At 34.9% G+C, this 23,407-nt stretch carries 23 protein-coding genes; 10 read left to right on the top strand and 13 right to left on the bottom strand.

Translation table 11 applies throughout. The features are described 5' to 3' along the window. Positions 1–42: 42 nt before the first annotated feature. Positions 43–3,564 carry a nitrate reductase gene (locus CSW08_RS03680; protein ID WP_106658550.1) on the top strand — a complete coding sequence of 1,174 codons (3,522 nt, stop codon included), beginning with the start codon at positions 43–45 and terminating at the stop codon, positions 3,562–3,564. Next, positions 3,564–5,000: a rubredoxin gene (locus CSW08_RS03675; protein ID WP_106658549.1), complete on the top strand. Its 1,437-nt coding sequence runs from the start codon at positions 3,564–3,566 to the stop codon at positions 4,998–5,000. Before CSW08_RS03680 ends, CSW08_RS03675 begins: the two co-directional genes overlap by 1 nt. A 366-nt stretch (positions 5,001–5,366) precedes the next feature. Here the strand turns inward: CSW08_RS03675 and CSW08_RS03670 are convergent, their stop codons facing one another. From CSW08_RS03670 to CSW08_RS03610, 13 genes are all read right to left on the bottom strand, one after another. Next, entirely contained in the window at positions 5,367–7,592 is a 2,226-nt protein-coding gene (locus CSW08_RS03670) for a nitric-oxide reductase large subunit (RefSeq protein ID WP_106658548.1), read from the bottom strand. Between the two features lie 26 nt (positions 7,593–7,618). Next, positions 7,619–7,957, bottom strand: coding sequence for a cupin domain-containing protein (locus CSW08_RS03665; RefSeq protein WP_106658547.1), 339 nt, complete (start codon positions 7,955–7,957; stop codon positions 7,619–7,621). Between the two features lie 4 nt (positions 7,958–7,961). Further along, positions 7,962–8,291 (bottom strand): 2Fe-2S iron-sulfur cluster-binding protein, encoded by a 330-nt coding sequence (locus CSW08_RS03660; RefSeq protein ID WP_106658546.1) that lies wholly within the window; start codon positions 8,289–8,291, stop codon positions 7,962–7,964. A gap of 196 nt (positions 8,292–8,487) precedes the next feature. Continuing rightward, on the bottom strand, positions 8,488–9,495 hold the full coding sequence (gene moaA, locus CSW08_RS03655; RefSeq protein ID WP_106658545.1) for a GTP 3',8-cyclase MoaA: 1,008 nt from the start codon (positions 9,493–9,495) through the stop codon (positions 8,488–8,490). Between the two features lie 78 nt (positions 9,496–9,573). Next, a complete protein-coding gene (gene moaCB, locus CSW08_RS03650) occupies positions 9,574–10,485 on the bottom strand; it encodes a bifunctional molybdenum cofactor biosynthesis protein MoaC/MoaB (RefSeq protein WP_106658544.1) in 912 nt (303 codons plus the stop codon). 24 nt (positions 10,486–10,509) lie between these two features. Beyond that, a complete protein-coding gene (locus CSW08_RS03645) occupies positions 10,510–10,863 on the bottom strand; it encodes a four helix bundle protein (RefSeq protein WP_106658543.1) in 354 nt (117 codons plus the stop codon). A 34-nt stretch (positions 10,864–10,897) separates the two neighbouring features. Continuing rightward, positions 10,898–11,341 carry a molybdenum cofactor biosynthesis protein MoaE gene (locus CSW08_RS03640; RefSeq protein ID WP_106658542.1) on the bottom strand — a complete coding sequence of 148 codons (444 nt, stop codon included), beginning with the start codon at positions 11,339–11,341 and terminating at the stop codon, positions 10,898–10,900. Further along, entirely contained in the window at positions 11,331–12,476 is a 1,146-nt protein-coding gene (gene moeB, locus CSW08_RS03635) for a molybdopterin-synthase adenylyltransferase MoeB (RefSeq protein ID WP_238987194.1), read from the bottom strand. The genes CSW08_RS03640 and moeB overlap by 11 nt, the downstream gene beginning before the upstream one ends. Then, a complete protein-coding gene (locus tag CSW08_RS03630; RefSeq protein WP_106658541.1) occupies positions 12,469–12,702 on the bottom strand; it encodes a MoaD/ThiS family protein in 234 nt (77 codons plus the stop codon). Before CSW08_RS03630 ends, moeB begins: the two co-directional genes overlap by 8 nt. Then, complete coding sequence (gene mobA, locus CSW08_RS03625; RefSeq protein WP_106658540.1) at positions 12,699–13,271, bottom strand: molybdenum cofactor guanylyltransferase; 573 nt, start codon at positions 13,269–13,271, stop codon at positions 12,699–12,701. The genes CSW08_RS03630 and mobA overlap by 4 nt, the downstream gene beginning before the upstream one ends. Before the next feature lies 1 nt (position 13,272). After that, positions 13,273–14,013, bottom strand: a complete 741-nt coding sequence (locus CSW08_RS03620) for a sulfite exporter TauE/SafE family protein (RefSeq protein ID WP_203226844.1) — start codon at positions 14,011–14,013, stop codon at positions 13,273–13,275. Positions 14,014–14,098: 85 nt separating this feature from the next. Then, positions 14,099–14,437: a winged helix-turn-helix domain-containing protein gene (locus tag CSW08_RS03615; RefSeq protein WP_106658538.1), complete on the bottom strand. Its 339-nt coding sequence runs from the start codon at positions 14,435–14,437 to the stop codon at positions 14,099–14,101. Positions 14,438–14,443: 6 nt separating this feature from the next. Further along, a complete protein-coding gene (locus tag CSW08_RS03610; RefSeq protein ID WP_106658537.1) occupies positions 14,444–15,622 on the bottom strand; it encodes a molybdopterin molybdotransferase MoeA in 1,179 nt (392 codons plus the stop codon). Between the two features lie 126 nt (positions 15,623–15,748). On the opposite strand from CSW08_RS03610, the gene CSW08_RS03605 reads away from it, so the two are divergent. From CSW08_RS03605 to CSW08_RS03570, 8 genes are all read left to right on the top strand, one after another. After that, a complete protein-coding gene (locus CSW08_RS03605) occupies positions 15,749–16,507 on the top strand; it encodes a Crp/Fnr family transcriptional regulator (RefSeq protein ID WP_106658536.1) in 759 nt (252 codons plus the stop codon). Positions 16,508–16,728: 221 nt separating this feature from the next. Further along, complete coding sequence (locus CSW08_RS03600; protein WP_106658535.1) at positions 16,729–17,148, top strand: globin family protein; 420 nt, start codon at positions 16,729–16,731, stop codon at positions 17,146–17,148. A gap of 123 nt (positions 17,149–17,271) precedes the next feature. Further along, positions 17,272–18,096 carry a c-type heme family protein gene (locus tag CSW08_RS03595; protein WP_106658534.1) on the top strand — a complete coding sequence of 275 codons (825 nt, stop codon included), beginning with the start codon at positions 17,272–17,274 and terminating at the stop codon, positions 18,094–18,096. Between the two features lie 61 nt (positions 18,097–18,157). Further along, positions 18,158–18,637, top strand: coding sequence for a hypothetical protein (locus CSW08_RS03590; protein WP_106658533.1), 480 nt, complete (start codon positions 18,158–18,160; stop codon positions 18,635–18,637). A gap of 20 nt (positions 18,638–18,657) precedes the next feature. Further along, positions 18,658–19,686: a ferredoxin--NADP reductase gene (locus CSW08_RS03585; RefSeq protein ID WP_106658532.1), complete on the top strand. Its 1,029-nt coding sequence runs from the start codon at positions 18,658–18,660 to the stop codon at positions 19,684–19,686. Between the two features lie 193 nt (positions 19,687–19,879). Then, entirely contained in the window at positions 19,880–20,587 is a 708-nt protein-coding gene (locus tag CSW08_RS03580; protein WP_106658531.1) for a cytochrome c3 family protein, read from the top strand. A 259-nt stretch (positions 20,588–20,846) separates the two neighbouring features. Beyond that, on the top strand, positions 20,847–22,217 hold the full coding sequence (locus CSW08_RS03575; RefSeq protein WP_106658530.1) for a CmpA/NrtA family ABC transporter substrate-binding protein: 1,371 nt from the start codon (positions 20,847–20,849) through the stop codon (positions 22,215–22,217). Positions 22,218–22,246: 29 nt separating this feature from the next. After that, a complete protein-coding gene (locus CSW08_RS03570) occupies positions 22,247–23,350 on the top strand; it encodes an ABC transporter permease (RefSeq protein WP_106658529.1) in 1,104 nt (367 codons plus the stop codon). Positions 23,351–23,407: the final 57 nt, after the last annotated feature.

The raw sequence follows: 23,407 nt of genomic DNA, 5'->3' as shown, positions 1-23,407 counted from the left end.
CGTTAATTTAATCTCTTAATTAGTGTAAAATCCAGTGGTGTAATGATAAAGAATGAAGCTAAAACAACGTGTTCATATTGTGGTGTAGGCTGTGGTATTATCATAAAAAAAGATATAGATAATAAGGTTTTGGTTGAAGCTGACCCCAATCACCCTGTAAGTCAAGGAATGCTTTGTTCTAAAGGAATGAACCTGCACTATGTTGTTAATGATACCTCTGATAGAATTTTGTACCCAGAAATGAGATGGAGCAGGTCACATCCACGTGAACGCGTCAGTTGGGACGATGCATTGGATAGGGCGAGTGGTGTTTTTAAATCCTTAATAAAAAAATATGGGCCAGATAGTGTTGCATTTTATGTGTCTGGACAAAGTTTAACCGAAGAATATTACATTGCCAATAAGCTTACCAAGGGATTTTTAGGGACCAATAATATAGATACAAATTCTAGGTTATGTATGAGTTCGGCCGTGGTTGGTTATAAAAAAGCGTTTGGGGAAGATATTGTGCCTGTTTCTTATGAAGATATAGAATTGGCCGATTGTTTTCTAATCACAGGAGCTAACCCTGCTTGGTGCCATCCCATCATTTTTAGAAGAATAGAAAAGCACAAGGAAAAAAATCCGCATGTACAAATTATCGTTATAGATCCGCGTAAAACGGATTCTGCAAGTTTTGCCGATTTACACCTGCAACTCATTCCTGGAACCGATGTGATTCTTTATAATGCCATTGGAAGACGTTTGTTTGAACGTGGTTTGATTGATGACCATTTTATAAAGAACCATACCGAAGGTTTTAAAGAGTATAAGGATTTAATTTTTTCAACATCAGTTAAAGATGCAGCAAGATTATGTGGCGTTCCTGAAAAAGATATTAGAAAAGCTGCCGATATCATCGGACTTTCAAAAGGCTTTATTAGTATGTGGGCTATGGGACTTAACCAAAGTGCCATTGGAACCGATAAAAACGTTTCCCTTATAAATTTATCGCTTATTACAGGCCAAGTAGGTAAACCGGGTTCTGGTCCATTTTCACTTACGGGTCAACCAAACGCCATGGGCGGTCGCGAAGTAGGAGGTATGGCTAATTTATTGGCGGTACATAAAGATTTAGCTAACGAAGAACATCGTAGGGAAGTCGCACAGTTTTGGGGCGTTGATAAAATTTCACCTAAACCAGGCTTAACGGCTACAGAAATGTTCGATGCACTTGAAAGTGGTACATTAAAAGCAGTCTGGATTATGTGTACTAATCCCTTAGTCAGCCTACCAAATATCAATAAAATAGAAAAGGCCATGGCGAATGCCAAATTCGTGGTGGTTCAGGAAATATCGCATAAGTCCGATACAGTGGCTTTTGCCGATTTGGTATTGCCTGCTGCTGGATGGTTAGAAAAGGAAGGCACCATGACAAACTCTGAAAGGCGTATTTCTTATTTGCCCAAAGAAATGGAGCCACCTGGAGAAGCAAGGCCAGATGTTGAAATACTTTGCGATTTTGCACAACGTATGGGTTTTAGGGGATTTAATTTTAACAGTGCCGAAGAAGTTTACAACGAATATTGTTCCATGACCAAAGGAACCAATATGGATATTTCATTTTTAAATTATGACAGACTAAAAAATGAAGGCACCTTTCAATGGCCAGTTCCAGAATACAGGCATCAAGGAACTCCAAGACTTTTTGAAGATAAAAAATTCTATACGCCATCAAAAAAAGCCATTTTCAACGTACCCCAAAGTATTGTAAATACATCCGTCATGCCAGATGAGGCGTTTCCGCTTATATTAACGAATGGACGTATTCGCGACCAATGGCATACCATGACCAAAACGGGCAAAGTGTCTCGGTTAAAAACCCATTACCCCATACCTGTTTTAGAAATCAATCCTGTTGATGCCTTTATAAATAAAATTAAAGATGGTGATATTACCGAAATTAAGAGTAAAAATGGTGTTGTTAGAGTACGAGCAAAAGTAACAGATTCCATAAGAAAAGGAGTCGTGTTTTTACCCATGCATTGGGGCAAGCAACTCGAAAACGACCTGAATCGAGTAAATAATTTAACCAATACCGTTGTAGATCCCTTTTCTAAAGAACCCGATTTTAAGTTCACAACCGTTTCGGTTTCCAAATACAAAAAACCTTTAGAAAAAATAATTGTTGTCGGTGCTGGAGCTGCCGCTTTTAGGTTTATCCAGAATTATAGGGAAAACAACGAAAAAGATGAAATCCTTGTGTTTTCTAAGGAGCCTAACTTATTTTATAATAGGGTGCTGCTTCCAGAATATGTTACAGAAGAACTGACTTGGGAACAACTTTTAAAGATTAAAAAAGTGGAATTGAATAAGCTTAATATAAAAGCGTATCCAGAAACATTTATAACCAAAATAGATCAAGAAAATAAAAAAGTCATAGATAGCAACGGCGATGTGCATACATTCGATAAGCTCATTTTGGCAACAGGAAGTCGTGCATTTATTCCAAAGGATGTTCAAATAGATTTACCAGGCAGGTTTACCATGCGAAATAAAAATGATGCGGATAGATTTAAAGCCTATTTAGAACAAACACAGTTACCACCAGAAAGTCAACATGTTACCATTGTTGGTGGTGGTTTATTGGGGCTAGAGTTAGCGGCTGCTTTAAAACATAAAAATATACAGATAACGATTATACAGCGTTCTTCCAGGCTCATGGAACGTCAATTGGATAAAGTATCCAGTAAATTATTGGCTTTAGATGTTCAAGAGCGAGGTATCCAAATTTATTTTGATAACGAAGTCAGTACCGTGTTTGAAGATGATGAGACTGGGCAACTTAATATCAGTTTAAAAAGTGGAAAGTTGATTACCTCGCATGCTATTGTGTATGCCATTGGAACGCAACCAAATATTGAAGTAGCTAAAGAGAATGGTCTTGTTTGTGGACGCGGTGTTAGGGTAAATCAGCACCTGCAAACATCAAATCCAGATATTTTTGCTATTGGTGAAATAGCAGAATATAACAATCAATTATTCGGCATTACATCGGCGGCCGAAGAACAAGCAGCCATATTGGCTAATTTTATAGCAGGAGACATAAGTAGTTCTTACAGCGGTTCGGTACTATTGAATATTCTAAAGTTTAACGACCTTAATCTATGCAGTATTGGCGATATTGAAGTACCCGAAAATGATGATAGTTATCAAGAAATTATATTCACGGACATTTCAAAACGCTATTATAAAAAATGCATTGTTAAAGACGATTTGCTGGTAGGGGCAGTTTTAATGGGTGATAAAAATGAGTTTGCCGAATTCAAGACCATGATTGAAAGCAAAATTGAAATGGCAGATAAAAGGGATACCTTGTTAAGAGGTTCTTCAGATACAAAACCCATACTTGGAAAATTGGTATGCTCATGCAGTCAGGTTGGCGAAGGTAATATTAAGGAAGCTATTGAAGCAGGGTGCACTAATTTTGCTGAACTTTGTAACAAAACGGGTGCAGGTTTAGGCTGTGGAAGTTGTAAAACCGAGGTAAGGGAGATATTAACGAACACAAAAGTACTTTTATAATGGGTCGGTTAAACAGATTAATAATTAAAGGAGGTGTGTTATCGCCGGGCGAACTAAAATACATTTGCGAATGTGTTGAAAGTTTAGGGTTAAAAACGATTTCATTTGGTTCTAGACAAGATATTTTGCTTCCAAAAGAGACTGAAAAGGAACAATTGGGGGTTTTTGATAAACTTCAAATCGTTGGTAAAGATCATGATCCCATTCAAAATATTGTATCGTCTTATGTGTGTTCAGACATCTTTCCAAGTACCGCTTGGCTTACTAGTGATCGGTATTTGTATATCTTAGAACAATTTCGGTCCAAACTAAAATTAAAAGTTAATATAACCGACCCGAAACAACGATTGGTTCCCTTATTTACTGGTCATTTAAACTTCATCGCTTCAGAGCATGAAGATTATTGGTATTTATATGTAAGATTGCCCGAATGGGATAAAACAGACATGTATCCAGCGCTTATTTATAGTTGGGATTTGGATAAAATAGAAACCGCTATAGAGAATATTTTACAGGAAGAACCAGAAGACATTGATACGGTTTTTGAATTGGTAAGTGACGCTATTGATACCAATAATCGTACGGTTGATAAACCTTTGGATGTCCCTTTTTATCCGTTTCCTTATTATGAAGGGATGAATAGAATTGGTATGGATAAATATTGGTTAGGACTCTATTGGAGAAACAACAAATACGATATTTCATTCTTAAAAGCCATGTGTGAACTTTGCGATGAATGTAAAATTGGTAAAATATCCATCACGCCTTGGAAATCGTTTATCGTCAAAGGAATCCCTATAAATGCCAAACTTCAATGGGAAAAATTTTTAGGGAGATATGGTATTAATGTACGCCATTCCATGCTTGAACTTAATTGGCATTTACCAGTAAACAACAAAGAAGCCATTAATCTGAAAAAATATTTAGTTAATAGTTTCGATAAAAACGATATAAGTACCTACGGATTAACATTTGGCATTAGCGATTATGCAAAAAAATCAAATTATTTCACGTCTATAGTTATTAAGAAAAATACCATTCCAAAAGAGTTGGAAGATTTTAATATTCGTGCAACTTATAATTTACTGTATGCTAAAAATTTTGATCCCAATACACGAGATTATGTGATGCATGTACAGGATGTTGATAAAGAGGAATTGCCTAAATTATTAATGGAACTAAGTAAGCTGTATTTTGAACAATTAGGAACGGAAAAAGATGATAATACATTAAAATCAGTTTCAAAGGAAAAAGTAGAACTCAAAGTCTATCAATGTAAGGATTGCTTAACTATTTATAATGAAACCTACGGAGACATCACTCAAAACATAAAACCAAATACCCCATTTAAAGACCTTCCTGAAAGCTATAAATGTTCGCTTTGTGAAGCACCGAAAAGTAATTTTGCAAAGAAAATTTTGGTAAAAAGTGTTTAGTCGTTGAGTCGTTTGTTGTTTAGCCGTCGACTCAACAACTTAACAACAAACAGCTCAACAATCCAACAACTAAAACATACAATCCAAATCAAAATAATAAAAAATCAATGATGTTTGTCAAATTTTTGTCACGTCCCTACGGGACTATATCCTTAAAATGTAATCGACTTTCTACCTATATATTGCCCTATGGGCAGTCCCTTTAGGGATCATATATTGATAGAAACAAAAGTGCCCCCAGATACCTTAAGTCCCATAGGGACGTAATAGAATCAAGGTATGTAGCGATCTTAATGAGTTTTTGTCGAACAGTAATGAAAAAACCTTATAAATGAACGTTTTATAAGGTTTTTTTCCATCATAAAATTAATTGATGTTCTTCCTTTTAAAATTATAAATGGTTTCATCAATAGTAAACCAACAAAAATAAAAGATACCCACAGAAAATATAATATCACCTATCATACGCATCCATTTTAAGGTTTGTACCGTTGGTGAGTATAATAAATCTGCATCTCTAGCAAACGAATAACCTTTGGTTATAGAGGTGTAAGCCTGAATAATGCCTATAGGTAGTAAACTTAAAAGCACCATGGCAACCAAACCTATATTTAATAGCCAAAAGGCACGTTTTAATTTTTTATTCTGCCAAACTCTATCAGAATAAAAGCGTAAACATATAATAATGAACCCCATACCTAGCATACCATATACGCCAAATAAAGCGGTGTGTGCATGCACTGCGGTGGTATTTAAACCTTGGATGTAATATAGTGCAATGGGAGGGTTAATTAAAAACCCGAATATACCTGCACCTACAAAATTCCAAAAAGCAACGGCAATGAAGAAAAAGATGGGCCATTTATATTTTTGCATCCATTGTTTGCTTTTTAAAAGGTTCCAGTTTTCCCTGATTTCAAAACCCATAAGTGTTAGTGGAACCACTTCCAAAGCACTAAAAGTAGCGCCTAAAGCAATCGCTTGAACAGGAGTTCCTGAGTAGTATAAATGGTGTAATGTACCTATTATTCCCCCAGCTAAAAATATAGATGCCGAAGCTATAGATACGCGACCTGCAGTTTTAACAGAAATAATTTTAAGTCTTGAAAAGATATAGGCAATAACTACGGTTGCAAATACTTCAAAGAAGCCTTCAACCCATAAATGCACCAACCACCATCTCCAGTAATTAATGACTGGTAAGGTACTATTTTCCCCATACATTAAGCCAGAGAAAAAGAACATACCAATCGCCATGACGGATATTAACAAGATAATTAGTAAGTGTTTGGATTCATCTTTTTTACTAATACCATAAAAAATGTGCCTGCTCACCATAACCACCCAAAGCACTAAACCAATGCCTAAAAATATTTGCCAAAAACGACCTAAATCCATGTATTCATAGCCTTGATGTCCGAAGTAAAAATTGGTTGTTAATTCTAAGAATTGGTGTACACCCAACCATTCACCCATCATAGATCCTAATACAATAACAATCAGAGCGATAAATAAGAAGTTAATGCCAAAGCGTTGGTATTTCATTTCTTTTCCAGAAATCATAGGCGCTAGAAATAACCCTGTAGCCAACCACGTAGCGGCAATCCAGAAAACGGCCAATTGGGTGTGCCACGTTCTAGTAATTGAATAGGGTAGGAAGCTAGATAAATCGAATCTAAAAAAGGCCTGTCCTTCAACAGTGTAATGTACGGTAATAATGCCTAAAATAACTTGTAAGCCTATGAGCAACGAGATTACTATAAAATATTTTAATATCGCTTTTTGGGATTTAAACAATTTTAAATTCGTTAACGGATCACTTTCTGGTTTAGAAAGTAATTCTCCTTTTTCGTGATTTAATAAATAGTAATACGTTAAAATACCAATGAACAATAATAGCAAGACAATTGATAGACCAGACCAGATTAATGAATCACTTGTTATGTTATTATCAATTAAAGGTTCGTGGGGCCAATTGGAAGTATAGGTATAATCTTCATTTGGTCTGTTGGTGCTCGCAGCCCAAGACGTCCAGAATAAAAAGGCGTTTAGTTGTTCTAATTTTTCAGGATCTACGAGTGCACCTTTGGGAATAGCGTATTCTTCTTTTCCTTCAGAAAAAATATTAGTGTAATGCTTGATATTTTCTTTTATGGCTGCTAACCTACTTTCTGATATGGTTATAGACTTATCAGACTCATTAAAGGTATTGGTTTTAATGTCTTTAATTAAACGTGCTTTTAACGCTGCTTTTTTCTCTACATCTAGTGCCTCGTAATTGGTATTAAAATCATTTTGGGACCATGCTTCGAGCATAAAAGTAGCTTCTTTATGAATCCAATCGGCTGTCCAATCTGGAGCCACATAACTACCATGTCCCCAAATAGAACCGACTTCCATACCTCCAATAGATTCCCAAACGTTTTGTCCGATTTGAATATCTTCTTTGGTATAAAGTATTTCTTGTGTTTCTTTTACAATAACGGTTTCTGGAATAGGAGGTTGTGTTTGGTATACTTCTGTTCCTATCCAAATTAGTATTATGAAGGATATTGACACAACACTAATAAATGTAATCCATATTTTTTTCATTGGAATGTTAATTAGTTGATTTATATTTAATTATTCACACTATTGACGCGTTCAACATCATCAAAATTTGAAAGTGATAAACGAATGATGCTGTCTGAAACGCATGTTAAATCGTGCGGTACGTTTTCATCCAAAGCAATTAAATCACCTTTTTTGAGCAGTTTTTTTATGCCATTTACACCAAAATCGATACTGCCTTCAAATAGTTCAATAACTATGGGGTAGGGGGCTTTGTGCTCTTTCATGGTTTGTCCTTGTTTCATGACAATTCTAATTTCTTTGGTTGTTTTTGTTATAAGTAAAACGGTCACTGCTGGTTTGTTTTCTTGGTAAACAAGCTGTTCTACTAAAGATGCTGTATTCATAGGTTTAAGTATTTATTTTATTTTCAGTTATTATTTTAAAAGTCATATTATTTATTTTTTCATCCAGCATGATTTGGCATGCCAACCGACTGTTTGTCTCTGAATTATAAAGATTGGTAAGCGTTTCTTTTTCAACTGGTTCTATTCTGTCATTTATGGAACCCGATTGAAGTTTTACATGGCAGGTACCACACAAACCTCTTCCAAGGCATTCACCAATGTCTTCAAAATACGTGTCAACAATCAACTCCATCAAATTTGGGTATTCAAATCGCTTGAATGGAATTTCAATCCGTTTGTTGTTGGTGCTTATGATGTTTACTTTGTATATCATTTGTGGAGCTTTCTTTAAAATAGGATAATTTTGTCCTATTTTAAGTCGTAAATATTTTTAATTTATTAAACATTGAAGTTGCAAAAGTAACTCACAAAATAATAACGGACAAATTTATCCTAATTAAATTTAAATTTATTTTTTAAATGGATGAAATAGTATCATCTAACCAACAAACAACTCAATAACAAACGACTCAACCACCTATGGTAATCATACTTCTATTATTGTTATGCAATTTCGGTTCTTGAAGTTTTTCCAAGGTATCCATACCGCCGCGGATTTTAAATTTGGCTTGAACTGCTTTTTGAATGATGGGTTCGATGGAATTTCCTTGTCTAAGTGTGGTCAATAAATCGGATTCTGTTGCAGAAAACAAACAATTTTTTAGTTGTCCGTTGGCCGTTAAGCGCAATCTGTTACACGAATCGCAAAACGGATTGGTAACAGAACTAATAATAGCAAAACTACCTTGATAACCCGAAATTTTATAATTTTTAGAAGTGTCGTTAGGCGCATCTTGTAAACGTTCAATTTGGTCTTCAGAAAAAGAAGCGTTCACATAAGTCATCACGTCTTTATAAGATACCATTTTGCTCATATCCCATTTATTGCCATCAAAAGGCATAAACTCAATAAAGCGAACCGAAATGGGTAAGTCCTTGGTGAAATTTATAAAATCAATGATTTCATTGTCATTAAAACCTTTGATTAAAACAGCGTTGACTTTAACGTTGAAACCTTCCTTGATCAATAGAAAAATATTGCTGTAAACTTTTTCAAATTGATCGCGACGTGTGATATGTTTAAACTTTTCGCGATCTAAAGAATCTAAACTGACATTGATTTTATTAACCTTATTTGCCTTTAAAACATCAATAAATGAATCGATTATTATAGCATTTGAAGTAATTGATAATTCCACGGGAAGTGTTGCCAATTTCTCTAAAATCACGGGAATGTCCTTTCTTATTAAGGGTTCGCCGCCAGTCAATCTTATTTTTGTAACGCCATGTTTTACAAAGGTTTTGGCTATTTCATAAATTTCCTCATAAGTCATTAAATGACTTTTAGGCGATAGTTGTACACCTTCTTCTGGCATACAATACGAGCAGCGTAAATTACAACGTTCTATTAACGAAATACGCAAATACGCATGATCTCTGCCGTGTGAATCTTGTAATATGTTTTTGTTTTCGCTCATTTCTTCTCTCTGTTTAATTGTTGAATCGTTGAAATGTGTAATCGGTTAAACGACTAAACAAATCAACAAATAAACATTTTAGTCATGTCTCGCCCCTCTTAATACTCCAAAAATATGCAGCACCGATGGAAAAATAGCGTCCATAGATTCTTTTGCACCGTTTGTTGAACCCGGTAATGCCAATACTAAGGTGTTTTTTATAGTGCCAGCAACACTTCTTGATAGCATCGCATAAGGTGTTCTGTCTTGTCCGTAATTACGGATGGCTTCTTCTATACCTGGAATGCGCCTGTCTAATAACGGAATTAGTGCTTCTGGGGTCACATCCCTTCCTGAAAGTCCTGTGCCACCCGTGTAAATAATTAAATCGACACCTTGCTTTTGGTACATCTCCGCTTTTTCTTGAATAACCTTTTTTTCATCTGGAATGATGATGTAATCGGCAATTTTAACAAGACAAGCCTCCAATTTTTCTATAATGGCTTTCCCTGCTTTATCTTCTTTTTGTCCTGCTGAAATAGTATCGGAACACACAATTACGGCTGCGGTTAAATCCTTTCGGAATCTATCTTTAAAATCAGATTTACCACCTTTTTTGTTCAATAATTTGATGTGATGGATTTCGATGCCTTTATCGATCGGCTTCAGCATATCGTACATATTTAAAGCTACCACACTGGCACCATGCATCGCTTCTACTTCAACGCCCGTTTTGTAAATGGTCTTTACAGTGAATAAAACGGTGATTTCCAATCCGTTTATTTCGTATTCTACACATGTAAACTCAATAGGCAATGGATGGCAATCGGGTAAAATATCAGGCGTTCGTTTCACGCCCAACAAACCCGCAGCTTTACTCATGGCTAATACATTGCCCTTGGGAACAGTATCGTTTTGTATGGCCATAATGGTTTCAGGTTTACTCACCTTAACGATTGCTTGTGCTGTTGCGGTTCTTAGGGTTGTGTTTTTATGTGTGATATCGATCATTTTATATTGAATATTTATTATTTTCTATTGATTATTGGAACTAGCGGTTTTTCTTGATGCCATGAAAATAGATGTTAATTCACTGGCTTCTTTTAACAAAAGCGTTACATTATCTTTTGAAACTAAATTTTCATCTAAAGCAAATTCCAACCAGAAATGAGATTCATCAACTTCTTCAATTACGATGCTGATTTTCGCAATAAAACTAGGCTTTGATTGTGCAATACAAGTTGCTCTATAATTTGCCGCTACTGAAGTTGAGCACCGAATTAATTGTCTCTTAATATGGTTTGAAAGATAGGTATTAGGGAATGACTGCGTTAGTTTTACGCAATTATGTGCAAATACTTTGGTTCTTATTTTCAATTGTTCTTTCATAGTACTTGAATAATAAATAGTCAATAAACAATAATCAATTATTTACCTTCCATTGATGTGAATCGTCCTTAAAAATTTCCTTACCAAACACAGGCACTTGTGCTTTTATTTCTTCAACGATGTATTCCAAAGCTTTAAAAACGACTTTTCTTCTAGACGATGACACGAAAACGAATAAACAAATTTCTCCAGCTTTAACGGTTCCCAAACTGTGATAAATGTGCATGCAGGTGAGTTCAAACTTTTCAAAAGCGGCTTCGCGTATCTCATCAAATTTGGCATTTGCCATGTCTTCATAAGCGGTGTATTCTATCGCTGAAACCGTTTTACCATCAATAACATCCGCTCTTACTTGTCCCAAAAAAATATTGTGGGCACCAATACTTGTTTTAGTTTGATGTTTGGCAATCGATTCTCCTATAAATTCTGAAGAAATAGCGCCTTGCTTAAACACGTTTTTTGGTTTTTTATCTGTCATTTGTTGTTGCTTTGTGTTTTTTGTTTAAAATCTCTATGATATCTAATGCGCCTTCTTTAATGCTATAACAATTTAATATTCCTGAGTTTCTTAATAAAGAAACGGCTTGTTTACTTCTCATTCCTGACTGGCAGATGATCATTTTTTGTTTTGATAAATCAATTTTTTCTAGATTATTTTCCAATTGATTTAAAGGAATATGGGTGATTTTTAAGCCATCAACTTTAGGTTGTTCGTGAGCTTCCCGAACATCAATAAATTGTATATTTTCAAAGTTCAATACATCTTCAATAGAGATGTCATCAGACTGAAATTCGCAATCAATCTCTAATTGCCTTTTTTTGAAATTATGTTTTTCTTTTAAAACCAATTCAATCTGTTCTTCTGATTTATTGATTTTTAAGGTTGATGTTTGTGAGGTTAATGCATTGTAGCAAAACAATTTACCTGATAATACATTTCCAATGCCTAAAATAATTTTTAAAACTTCATTAGCTTGCATGCTTCCAATAATACCTGGTAAAACCCCTAAAACACCAATTTCTGAACAATTTGGCGCCGTATCTTTTTGTGGTGGATTTGGGAACAGACATCTATAACTTGGCCCGTTTTGATAATTAAATACGGAAACCTGTCCTTCAAACTTATAAATCGCACCAAACACCAAAGGTTTGTTGGTGATGATACAGGCATCGTTTACCAAATAACGTGTTTCAAAATTATCGGAGCCATCTACAATAATATCATATTCGTTGCATAAATCAATCGCGTTTTGGTATGTTAATCGTTCGGGATAAGCAATGATTAAAATGTCATTATTCAGGTCTTCCAATCTCTTTTTTGCAGCTTCGGCTTTGTTTTCACCCAAGCTAGATGTTCCAAATAAAACTTGACGTTGTAAGTTGGACATTTCAACCACATCAAAATCGATAATTCCTAGGGTACCAATACCTGCAGCCGCTAAATATTGTAGAATAGGACAACCCAAGCCTCCAGCACCAACCACCAATACTTTCGCATTTAATAGTTTGTCTTGTCCTGCTTGACCAATGTCTGAAAGGATAATATGTCTGTTGTATCTGTTCATTCCTACGAAGGCAGAAATCTCATCCTGCCTGTTTGTTTTTTTATCCACCAGAAAATGGTGGTAATAATGCTAGTTCTTGTCCAGATAGTTCGGTGTTTTCCGAAACCAATTCCTGATTTTGAGCCACTTGAAAATCTTTGTTTTTTAAATCGGGGTATTTGGAATATAAAGCCTCCAAAAGATCAGAAATAAAACGCCCAGAGACATTCATGGTTTCTTCTTCATGTTGGGTGACTTCAGCTATAAGTCCGAAATATTTTATATTTATAGTCATATCGTAATATCTTTTAATGCTTCAGGTGTATTGATGTTTTTGGTGAAATATGCCTCGTTGTCATTTAATATAATATTCTTCACTAGACATTGATTGACAGCATATTGCAATCGGCGTTCCCCTTCATTCAAAAGCTTTAAAAATGTGCGTTCACATTGTTTTTTATATAGAGCGATTAAAGGCATGGTTTTTCCATGACTTTCGATTTGAATAATTTCAGAATCTTCATCAATAGCATCAATCAGTTTTTGTAAAATGGTTGAACTAATTAATGGAATATCGCAACTCAACACTAAATTATAGTCGGTTTTAGACTGTTTTAATCCAGAATAAATGCCCGCTAACGGTCCTGCGTTTTCTATATCATCTTCAATACGTTTCAAACCAAAAACATCATAATCTTTATTATTCGAAACAATAATAATGTCTGTTACCAATGGGTTTAAAGCATCGATGCTATGTTGCATAAAGGACTTTCCATTAAACGATAAAAAACCTTTGTCTGTACCCATGCGACTGCTTTTTCCCCCAGAAAGAATCATACCTGTTATGTTTTTTTTGTCTATCATTCTATGCGAAAAATAATTTTAAACACGCAATGGCGAGTACAAATGATAATATATACCTCAGTTTTTGATTGTTTATTTTTTTACTGCCATAATATCCACCAATTACGCCGCCAATTAACGCTACGGCGACTAATACAAATGTTTCTGTTTCTAAATTCACGCCGCTACTTAGCTGTCCGACGAGTCCAGAAGCTGAATTTACCCAAATAAATAAAGCCGAAACTGCTGCGGCTTCTTTCATGTTCCCCCAATGAAGCAATAAAATGACGGGTGTTAAAATAATACCACCACCAATACCGATGAGCCCTGAAAAGAAGCCAATAATACCACCAACAAACAAACCTTGCCAAAGTTTTACATCCTTTGTGTAATCATTTTCTTTTCCAAAAACATTCAACATTTTTAAAATGGCAAATACCAATAAAACCGCTAGAATTTTTTTGTAAATAGACGCATCAATTTCAATAGTGCCACCTAAAAAAGCCAATGGAATGGAAGCTATAGCAAAGGGGATAAATAACCTTTTGTTAAAATGCCCACCTCTATAATAATAGAAAAACGATATGCCGGCTACAAACAAATTAAGTAGCAGGGCTGTTGGTTTCATAGTTTCTGGTGCAAAGGAAAACAACGCCATTAAAGCCAAGTAACCACTGGCACCACCATGACCCACACTAGAATATAGAAAGGACACGATGGGTAGCATTAATAAAAATAGATATATGTTTTCGTTTTGTAACATTTTGCTATTAACTATTAATTATTAATTATTCATTATTCATTTTTACTTGAGGCACTTTAGAAACTCATAACTTAAGTCACTCTTATCATATGTTTTCAATTTTCTCCAACTGCTTATCCAAAAATTCCCAGCAGTTTTTGTTAATGTCATCGAATGCCAGAATTAATGCTTTTCCATAGTCCGTTAATTCGGCACCACCACCCCCTTTTCCACCAATACTGTTAATGGTAACTGGTTTTTTAGCGGATTTGTTGATGGAATCTAAAAGTCCCCATGCTTTTTTATAGGAGATGTTCATTGATTTCGCTGCCTTGGATAGGGAACCAGTCTCGTTGATGGCTTTCAATAAATGTACACGTCCTTCACCCAAAAGCACATTGTTTTCAGATTCTATCCATATTCTACTTTTAATTTTATAATCCATAATTTTTTAATTTGGTAAGAGAATAACGTCTACAGTATTGCCAATTTCAATATTTTCAATATCCTCAGGCATAAATACCAAAGCATTAGCTAAGGCAAAAGTTTGTTGCATGGCAGAACTTTGTCCTTCTAAAATTTCAACTTGATTGTCATTATAAATCGCTTTTAAAAATTGTGGTCTATCACCAAACTTTTTAAAATTAGAAAGAGATTTCGCTTTTACTCGCGGTAGTTCTATAACATCATTATTCATCATTTTTTGCAATGCCACATACACATAAGCATAAAAACACGTTAAAGCTGCTGCGGGATTTCCGGGAAGGGCAAAAATAAGCGTGTTGTTTTTCGTTCCAAAGAATAATGGCTTTCCAGGTTTTTGTTTTACGGTGTAAAAATGTTCTTCAACTTGTAATTCATGAAGCGCTTTCCCAACAAAATCATAATCCCCAACCGAAATACCACCCGTAATAATCACCAAGTCATGTTGTAAAATAACCTCATGTAACGTTGCGAGTGTTTTTTCATAAATGTCTTCAACTTTATGAAAATGGAGGTCGTAAAACTTTAAATTATAAAGGGCATTTTGAAGCATTTTCGAATTGCTCTCGTATATTTTTCCATAACTTAACTCCTGACCAGCGTCAATAAGTTCGTTGCCAGTTGTGAGCAACGCAATAGATGGTTTTTTATAGACGGATACATGTGAGATACCTAAAGAAGCTAAATAACCAATAGCAGCTGGCGTTAATTTGGTGTCTTTTGCAAGTGCCAAATCACCTTTTTTTACTTGTTCTCCAATGGCACGAATGTTATGGTTTTTGGGTAATTGATTTTCTATAACCAATTCAGAGCCATTTGTCACCACTTTTTCTTGCATAATAACGGCATTGGCAGTATCGGGAACCGCAGCACCAGTAAAAATACGTACCGCTTCACCTTGTTTCAAAATGGGTTGATTGTCATCGCCAGCCTTTACTTCCCCAATAATAGTGTATATAAAACTGTCATGTAAATTTAACGCATAACCATCCATGGCCGATTGCCTGAACGGTGGCATATTTATAGGTGAGAAAACATCTTTATACAACAAGTAACCACCAGATTTTTCAATAGGGAATACAGTTTCTTTTGCTAAAGGTTTGCTTTTGCTTTTAACTAGGTTTATGGCCTCAATAATGGAAATCATACAAATCGTTATATATATACAAACATAACGAAAATTTAATATTTTTTACAAAAAATAAGTATTTTTATAAAAATATAAGTATTAATACGTATATTTGTTTCATGCACATGATTATTTTAAAGCGTTATGGATTCTGAAATAGCAAAATCACATCAATCTAATGTAGTCAGACGACCTTTCTCTGGGTTGGGGTGTAGTATTTGTGAAAATGGATCTTGTTTGATAAAACGAAATTATACGTCGCTCTCTACTTCTGACCTTCCTTATGAGAAAAACAATCTTCGTTGTAAAAAAGGACAGCAATTCATTATGGAAGGCGCACCGGTAAATGGACTTTTCTTTGTGTTAAGAGGCAAGGTGAAAGTTTTTAGAACGGGCATAAATGGCAGGGAGCAAATAGTAAGATTTGCAAAGGAAGGCGAAATTATAGGACACAGAGGTTTTGGAACAGAGGAGTATTATTCTATTGGGGCCATTGCTCTTGAAGATACCTTGCTTTGCTATTTTTCTAAGAGCAGTTTACAAAAAGCGCTTTACAAAAACCCTGAGTTTACGTACGATATGATGCTGTTTTATGCTAATGAGCTCAATAAAAGTGAATCAAAAGTAAAGTCACTTTCCCAAATGACCGTTAGGGAACGGGTTATTGATACCTTATTATATATTAATAGAAAGTTTGGAGAGAACAAAGGCTTTTTAAATGTTGTTTTAAGTAGAAAGGAATACGCGGATTATGCAGGGACTACCGAAGAACAAGTCATACGTATATTTTCAATCTTAAAAAAGGAACACCTAATTATTGCAAAAGGCAAAAGAATAGGTATTAATAACATTGAACTTCTTAAAAAAGAGATTAGCGAGCATAACTACTTCTTAGATAGCTAATCTTCATTACTACGTACTTATTTTTATTTTTCAGGGTAATATATAAAATCTACTTGCTTTTTTTATACAGAAACTGCGTTTCTGTAGTTTTTTGCATGTAAAAAAACTTTTTTTACACTGCCTTATTTCATTATTATTCTAATAAACTCCTTTTATTTTTGCTCAAAATAAGTATTAATACTTATTTGTAGGTAAACTTAACAACCACTAATAATAATAAAATGGAACAAAAAACAATCACGCTCGTACAAGATTCATTTGAAAAAGTAAAACCAATTGCGGCAACAGCAGCTGAGATATTTTACTCGAAATTATTTGAATTAGACCCCACATTAAAAGCATTGTTTCCTAATAGCGAAGAGGCGATGAAAGTTCAAGGTAATAAGTTAATGACTATGCTAGCCGCTGCGGTTGCCGGGTTAAGCAATCTTGAAGCATTAGTGCCTGTTTTGCAAAATTTAGGAAAAAGGCATGTAGATTATAAAGTAGAACCATCTCATTATAATACAGTTGGTGCTGCATTGTTAGATACATTGAAAGTAGGCTTGGGTGATGATTTCACGCCAGAGGTTAAAGAAGCTTGGGCCGCAGTTTATGGAACGATGACTACTGTTATGATAGATGCTTCATACCAAAACTAATTGATAATCTTAAAAAATAAACCATATTATGAAATCGCCATTAATAAAAAGTTTGTGCAAACAAACACGGATGAAAATTGAGCGATACCATATACCAATAAATAACCAATAAATTTCACATATATGAAAAGTAAAAAACAGTTTTCGTTTATAAGCGTTTTTGCATTAGCCATTAATGTCTTTTTAACCTCATGTGGAGGTGTTCCGGAAGAGAAATCAAGTTCGTCAGTTGATGAACCTGTATTTTCGGTAGATGAAGTATTAGAAATGGTAGCAAAAGAAAATGATATTACCAGAACTTTATATACATCAGCGATTGTGGGTAAAGGCAAATTACAAGGAATGAAGTTTGATGAAGATTGGAGAAAGGATGATGTGGAAGCTGGTCCATTACCGGCTTTATTTTTAAGAGGTATTGCAACAAGTATTCAAAAGAGTCCTGTGCCACTTGGTTTGTATTTAGGTTCAGATTTTCCAGTAAATGCCGCCAATAAATTTGTTGGTAAACAAGCTGAATTATTCGAAAAAATAAAAGTGAGCCAAAAACCAGAATTTTTCTATGAAGAGGATACCAAGTTGCATACCGCTATGTTTGCTGATTTAGCAAGTGCGGCTGCATGTGTCACGTGCCATAATGACCATAAGCAATCACCTAAAACGGATTGGAAACTTGGGGATGTTATGGGAGCAACCACGTGGCAATATCCAAAAGACTCCCTGAGCTATAAAGAAACCGTGGCGATATTGGATTCTTATGCTAAAGGCACTATAGATACGTACAAAGAATATTTAAGCGAGGTGGAAGCATTCATTAATAGTGAGAAACCTGAGATAGGCAATAAATGGCCACAAGAAGGTAAATATTTGCCAACGGCTGAAGTGTTTTTGGATAGTGTTAGGAAATTAACATCCTATGAAACCATGAAAAAATTAATCGTAGTAAAATAATTGTCCAGAATAGAGGGCTATTCAAATCCTTTGAATTAAAGACCAAAGCGTTGGCATTAATATGTTAAAAAACAACAAATCTACACTACTGGGCTTAATATTACTGTCTCTGTTTTTTTTGCAGTTTTTTTTAAAAATAGAATGGACATGGCTTAAAACCTTGCAGCAAGACGAGATGTATAAGCGTTGGTCTGGATTAGGACTAGCACTATTTATAACATTACAGTGGCTTCTAACCTTAAGCAGAATCATAAAAAAATTCAGGAAAAATGCACAAACCATGTTGCTCATTCATAAATGGGCTGCCGCATTGAGTCCGTTACTATTTTACTTCCACAGCATGGGTTTTGGTTATGGGTATTTGTTGTTTTTTTCATATGTGTTTTTTTCAAATACATTATTGGGTTATCTCAATTTGGATGTCATTAAAAACAATAGTGATTGGTTATTTAAAGGTTGGATGATTGCGCATGTGGCATTGTCTATCACGGTCACCATAGTCATGTTCTTTCACATAGGCGTGGTTTTTTATTATAAATAATAGTTTTAAAATTCTAATCCATGAAACTTCAGATAAAAAATATTATAAGGGAAACAGATGATGCATTAAGCTTGAGTTTCAAAAACGGAAATATCTTTAAGAAGCTATCTTATAAGCCAGGGCAATTTTTAACCATTCATGTGCCTATAGATAATGTTGTGCATAAAAGGGCGTATTCGTTCAGCAGCAATCCATATACGGATAAGGATTTAAAAATCACCATAAAACGCGTAGAAAAAGGATTGGTTTCTAATTATATACATGATCACATTAAAGTGGGCGATACACTAGAAACCGATAAACCTGGGGGTTCCTTTTACATTGAGCCCAATAAAACCTCACAAAAGCAATATGTGTTGTTTGCAGGGGGAAGTGGTATTACTCCAATCTATTCCATTGCTGAATCGGTTTTGGTAAACGAGCCCAATTCAAAAGTATTATTGGTTTATGCGAATAGGGATATCGAGTCCATTATTTTTAAAAATGAAATAATGGCTATTGAAAACAAGTACCCTGATAATTTTCATGTTGAACATATTGTGTCATCCCTAAATAAGAATGATAATAATTATCATTCTGGATTGGCAACAAAAGAACTTATTGATGAAATTTTCTTAAAACATGGCCTTTTTTATGGTGATTATGTTTATATGATATGTGGACCGTTTGGCTATATGGAAAAGGTGAAGGAAATTTTAAGGGACAACGGCATTTCTAGAGAAAAAATAAAGATAGAAGTCTTTAAAAGTCCAATTGTCAAAATGTTTGGTAAAGACTTAATTAGCGATGTTACCATAAAATTAGGAGGCAAAATACACCAAATTAAAGTAAGAGGCGATAAATCGATATTGCAACAAGCCATGTCAGATAACATTGTTTTGCCTTATTCATGCAGGGCTGGTATGTGTTCTACATGTAAAGCTACATGTGTTTCTGGGGACATTAAAATGATTGAAGGTCACTTTTTAAGCGAAGAAGACATAGCTAAAGGCCATATTTTAACCTGTATCAGTTATCCGGAAAGCGAAGCAGTTGTTCTGGAGTTTTAATCGAAAAGAATTCCTCGACGCTTTGCGTCGGGGTTTCCATTGAAATTGTCATTCCCGTGAAAACGGGAATCCAAATAGAGAATTTTGATTTTTGGCCCGAAGGTCAAAATGAAACGAGCGAAATACCTCTATGGCTCTGCCTCGAAGATAGTTCGTTTCAAAAAATTCTTTATTTGATATAAATTTAATTTTTATGTTTAAAGTAAGTCCGTTAAGAAAAAGACAATTTTTAGGAGGCATCATTGGTTTGGTTTTGGGGATTTCGATTTTCTATTTCTTTACCAGGGAATCCTCAGAAACATATATCTCACTGGGGCCTATGAATTCTGGTCATGAGGATTTATCTTGTTTTACCTGCCATGCAGATGCTAAAGGGAATCTTCTACAGCAAGTACAATCAAATATGTCGCATGTTGTTGGTGCCAGAAAAAACAGTGTTGACTTTGGGACACAAGATGTTACTTTGAATAATTGTTTGGGATGCCATGACAGACCAAATGATCGTCATCCAAATTACCGATTTTCAGAACCTCGTTTTAAGGAAGCTGTAAAGCAAATAGACGCTAGAACATGTATTACTTGCCATTCTGAACATCATGCAGAACGTGTTACGGTGCCTTCTATTGATTACTGTATGAATTGCCATCAAAAATTAGAAGTAGAGAATGATCCACTTGATATAGATCATAAAACACTAATTGCTAATGAGGAATGGTTTACCTGTATTCAATGTCATGATTTCCATGGCAACCATACCTATAACGTACCAACCAAACTAAAGGACACTATTCCAATGAAAACGATTCATGATTATTTCAAAGGAAGTGAGGATCCTTATGGAACCATTAAAAAATATATTGGTTTGTCTCAAGATGAATGGTTGAAGTCGCTAGAAAAATAATTCTTCTCTTCTTTAATTAGTAATACTAAGTAATTAAATAAAAAAAATACTTAGAAAATTTAGTATTAAAACTTGACACCACGATTGTTTTAATTGTATGTATAACAATAATATACGTAATAATTATGTTTTTTAGCATGTTTTTTAGTGGTTTAAAAAGTTGTTTGTAAATGGTTATAACCATAAAAATTATTTCAAACTACTTATATATTTGTCAAAAATAAGTATAAATACTTAGTTAACTTTAAATAATCAAAAAATGAAAACACTAATTACAAAAGCATCATTACTTTTTTCTCTTTCTGTGGTGTTATTTTCTTGTGGAGGCAAAGCTGAAAAGAAAGAAGCCGCAACAGAAACTGTAGAAAGCAAATTAACGATTGAAAAACCACAATTAACTTTTGGGTTTATCAAATTAACAGATATGGCGCCGTTGGCCATCGCTAAAGAAAAAGGTTTTTTTGAAGACGAAGGTTTATTTGTGTCCGTAGAAGCACAATCAAACTGGAAAAATATTCTAGACCGTGTTATCGACGGGCAGTTAGACGGAGCTCATATGCTAGCAGGCCAACCCATTGCGGCTGGTGCTGGTTTTGGTAGACAAGCGGAATTGGTAACGCCTTTTTCAATGGACTTAAATGGTAATGCCATTACGGTTTCAAACGATGTTTGGTCTAAAATGAAACCAAATGTACCGGTTGATTCTGATGGAAAACCCATTCACCCTATCAAAGCGGATGCTTTAAAACCTGTAATTACGCAATATAAAAATTCAGGAAAACCATTTAAAATGGGGATGGTGTTTCCCGTATCCACACATAATTATGAAATAAGATATTGGTTAGCAGCAGCTGGAATCAACCCAGGTATGTACACAGCGGATAATGTACAAGGACAAATTGATGCCGATGTTTTACTGTCTGTGACACCGCCGCCACAAATGCCAGCAACATTGGAAGCTGGAACCATTTATGGATATTGCGTAGGCGAGCCTTGGAATCAACAAGCGGTATTTAAAGGTATTGGTGTGCCAGTGGTAACCAATTATGATATCTGGAAAAACAATCCTGAAAAGGTGTTTGTTATGACCAAAAAATTTGTTGAAGAGAATCCGAATACAGCTATTGCGGTTACAAAAGCATTAATTAGAGCAGGAAAATGGTTGGATGAACCAAGCAACAGAGTTGAAGCAGTAAAAATATTATCGATGTCACAATATGTTGGAGCCGATGAAGCGGTTTTGGCAAACTCTATGACAGGTACTTTTGAATTTGAAAAAGGTGATAAACGTGATTTACCAGATTTCAACGTATTTTACAAATACAATGCAACCTATCCTTTCTATTCTGATGGTATTTGGTTCTTAACCCAAATGCGTCGTTGGGGACAAATTCCTGAAGCGAAACCAGCTGCTTGGTACGAAGAAACCATTAAGGATATTTATCGCCCTGATATCTGGAAAAAAGCCGCTGATATCTTAGTGAAAGAAGGTCATATGCCTGTAGCCGATGTTCCAAATACTGACGGTTACAAACCAGTTACAACAGATTTTATAGATGGTACCAAATACGATGCTAAAGACCCTATTGGTTACATCAATAGTTTCAAAATAGGAAACAAGGACATATAATTTTTACAAATAATTCAAACTTAAAAAAAATGAAGCAGAGCATAACATTAGGAAGTGTGACCAAGTTTATAGGTTTGGCAGGATTTTTAGAAACATTAAAAAATGTGTTTACTGGGAAGCTTGAAAAAGAAGACTTTAAAAACTTCTTACGAAAAGCAATTGTACCTCTTGCTTCCGTTTTTTTATTCTTCAGCCTATGGCATTTAGGAGCCAAAAGCCTATACAACAAAGAAGCAGAACACAGAATTAATAAAGCGTTGGAGGAGCAAGGTCCAGCAGAAGCAGAAAAGGTAAGGGCATGTATTGCGGCGGGTGATATTAGTTGTCAGCCAAACACATTGCCTTCTCCGTTACAGGTTTGGGCATCATATAAAACCTTGTTGGCAGATCATTATGTGATTAGCGCTGATAAAAAAGACTTCAAGGAAAAAACAGCGGTACTTAATGAAAAACGTATCGCTAATGGTGAAAAACCCATCGTTTATACAGGAAGACCATCATTTGTAGATCAAATATTTACGAGTTTGAAAACAGTTTTCGCAGGATTTTTATTGGCATTATTTATAGCGGTTCCTATCGGAATAGTTATAGGGCTGAGTAAAACATTAAGAAGTTCTGTAAACTGGATGATTCAAATCTTTAAACCTGTGTCGCCCGTAGTTTGGCTGCTATTGGTTTTTATGATTGTAAAAACGCTTACCAAGAATTCCGATACAGATAACGCCTTTATAATCTCATTTATAAGTGTAGGTCTGTGTTCTATGTGGGCAACGTTGGTTAATACGGCTATGGGTGTGTCTTCGGTAGATAAAGATTATATCAATGTGGCAAAAGTATTGAAGCTTGGCCCCATACAAAAGATTTTTAAAGTGATTTTGCCGTCTTCATTACCATTAATTTTTACGGGACTTCGTATTACATTATCGGTAGCGTGGATGGTTCTTATAGCGATTGAACTTTTGGCACAAAGTCCAGGTTTAGGGTCGTTTGTTTGGGAAGAATTTCAAAATGGCGCAGTAGATTCCAATTCAAAAATAATCGTAGCCATGTTTGTGATTGGCCTTATCGGCTTTATGTTGGATAGAATCATGCTAACCATTCAAAAGATGATATCGTTCAACAAAAATGATTGAATTTAAAATTTGTTTAACTGTGGAATTGTTTAATCGTGTATACGTCATCAACAAATC

The sequence above is a fragment of the Confluentibacter flavum genome (assembly GCF_002843175.1).
In the GTDB taxonomy this organism is placed as follows: Bacteria; Bacteroidota; Bacteroidia; order Flavobacteriales; family Flavobacteriaceae; genus Confluentibacter; species Confluentibacter flavum.
The sequence above is the reverse complement of the archived record's forward strand: the minus strand, read 5'-3'. Positions and strand labels throughout refer to the sequence as shown.

Bases quoted from the DNA above. Each gene is read 5' to 3' on its own strand.
- CSW08_RS03645 (WP_106658543.1), bottom strand. From the start codon at position 10,863: ATGAAAGAACAATTGAAAATAAGAACCAAAGTATTTGCACATAATTGC.
- CSW08_RS03660 (WP_106658546.1), bottom strand. From the start codon at position 8,291: ATGATATACAAAGTAAACATCATAAGCACCAACAACAAACGGATTGAA.
- moaCB (WP_106658544.1), bottom strand. From the start codon at position 10,485: ATGATCGATATCACACATAAAAACACAACCCTAAGAACCGCAACAGCA.
- CSW08_RS03590 (WP_106658533.1), top strand. From the start codon at position 18,158: ATGTTAAAAAACAACAAATCTACACTACTGGGCTTAATATTACTGTCT.
- CSW08_RS03595 (WP_106658534.1), top strand. From the start codon at position 17,272: ATGAAAAGTAAAAAACAGTTTTCGTTTATAAGCGTTTTTGCATTAGCC.
- CSW08_RS03570 (WP_106658529.1), top strand. From the start codon at position 22,247: ATGAAGCAGAGCATAACATTAGGAAGTGTGACCAAGTTTATAGGTTTG.
- CSW08_RS03600 (WP_106658535.1), top strand. From the start codon at position 16,729: ATGGAACAAAAAACAATCACGCTCGTACAAGATTCATTTGAAAAAGTA.
- CSW08_RS03585 (WP_106658532.1), top strand. From the start codon at position 18,658: ATGAAACTTCAGATAAAAAATATTATAAGGGAAACAGATGATGCATTA.
- CSW08_RS03580 (WP_106658531.1), top strand. From the start codon at position 19,880: ATGTTTAAAGTAAGTCCGTTAAGAAAAAGACAATTTTTAGGAGGCATC.
- CSW08_RS03575 (WP_106658530.1), top strand. From the start codon at position 20,847: ATGAAAACACTAATTACAAAAGCATCATTACTTTTTTCTCTTTCTGTG.
- CSW08_RS03665 (WP_106658547.1), bottom strand. From the start codon at position 7,957: ATGAATACAGCATCTTTAGTAGAACAGCTTGTTTACCAAGAAAACAAA.
- CSW08_RS03630 (WP_106658541.1), bottom strand. From the start codon at position 12,702: ATGACTATAAATATAAAATATTTCGGACTTATAGCTGAAGTCACCCAA.
- CSW08_RS03670 (WP_106658548.1), bottom strand. From the start codon at position 7,592: ATGAAAAAAATATGGATTACATTTATTAGTGTTGTGTCAATATCCTTC.
- CSW08_RS03615 (WP_106658538.1), bottom strand. From the start codon at position 14,437: ATGGATTATAAAATTAAAAGTAGAATATGGATAGAATCTGAAAACAAT.
- CSW08_RS03640 (WP_106658542.1), bottom strand. From the start codon at position 11,341: ATGACAGATAAAAAACCAAAAAACGTGTTTAAGCAAGGCGCTATTTCT.
- CSW08_RS03620 (WP_203226844.1), bottom strand. From the start codon at position 14,013: ATGTTACAAAACGAAAACATATATCTATTTTTATTAATGCTACCCATC.
- CSW08_RS03605 (WP_106658536.1), top strand. From the start codon at position 15,749: ATGGATTCTGAAATAGCAAAATCACATCAATCTAATGTAGTCAGACGA.
- CSW08_RS03680 (WP_106658550.1), top strand. From the start codon at position 43: ATGATAAAGAATGAAGCTAAAACAACGTGTTCATATTGTGGTGTAGGC.
- mobA (WP_106658540.1), bottom strand. From the start codon at position 13,271: ATGATAGACAAAAAAAACATAACAGGTATGATTCTTTCTGGGGGAAAA.
- moaA (WP_106658545.1), bottom strand. From the start codon at position 9,495: ATGAGCGAAAACAAAAACATATTACAAGATTCACACGGCAGAGATCAT.
- CSW08_RS03675 (WP_106658549.1), top strand. From the start codon at position 3,564: ATGGGTCGGTTAAACAGATTAATAATTAAAGGAGGTGTGTTATCGCCG.
- CSW08_RS03610 (WP_106658537.1), bottom strand. From the start codon at position 15,622: ATGATTTCCATTATTGAGGCCATAAACCTAGTTAAAAGCAAAAGCAAA.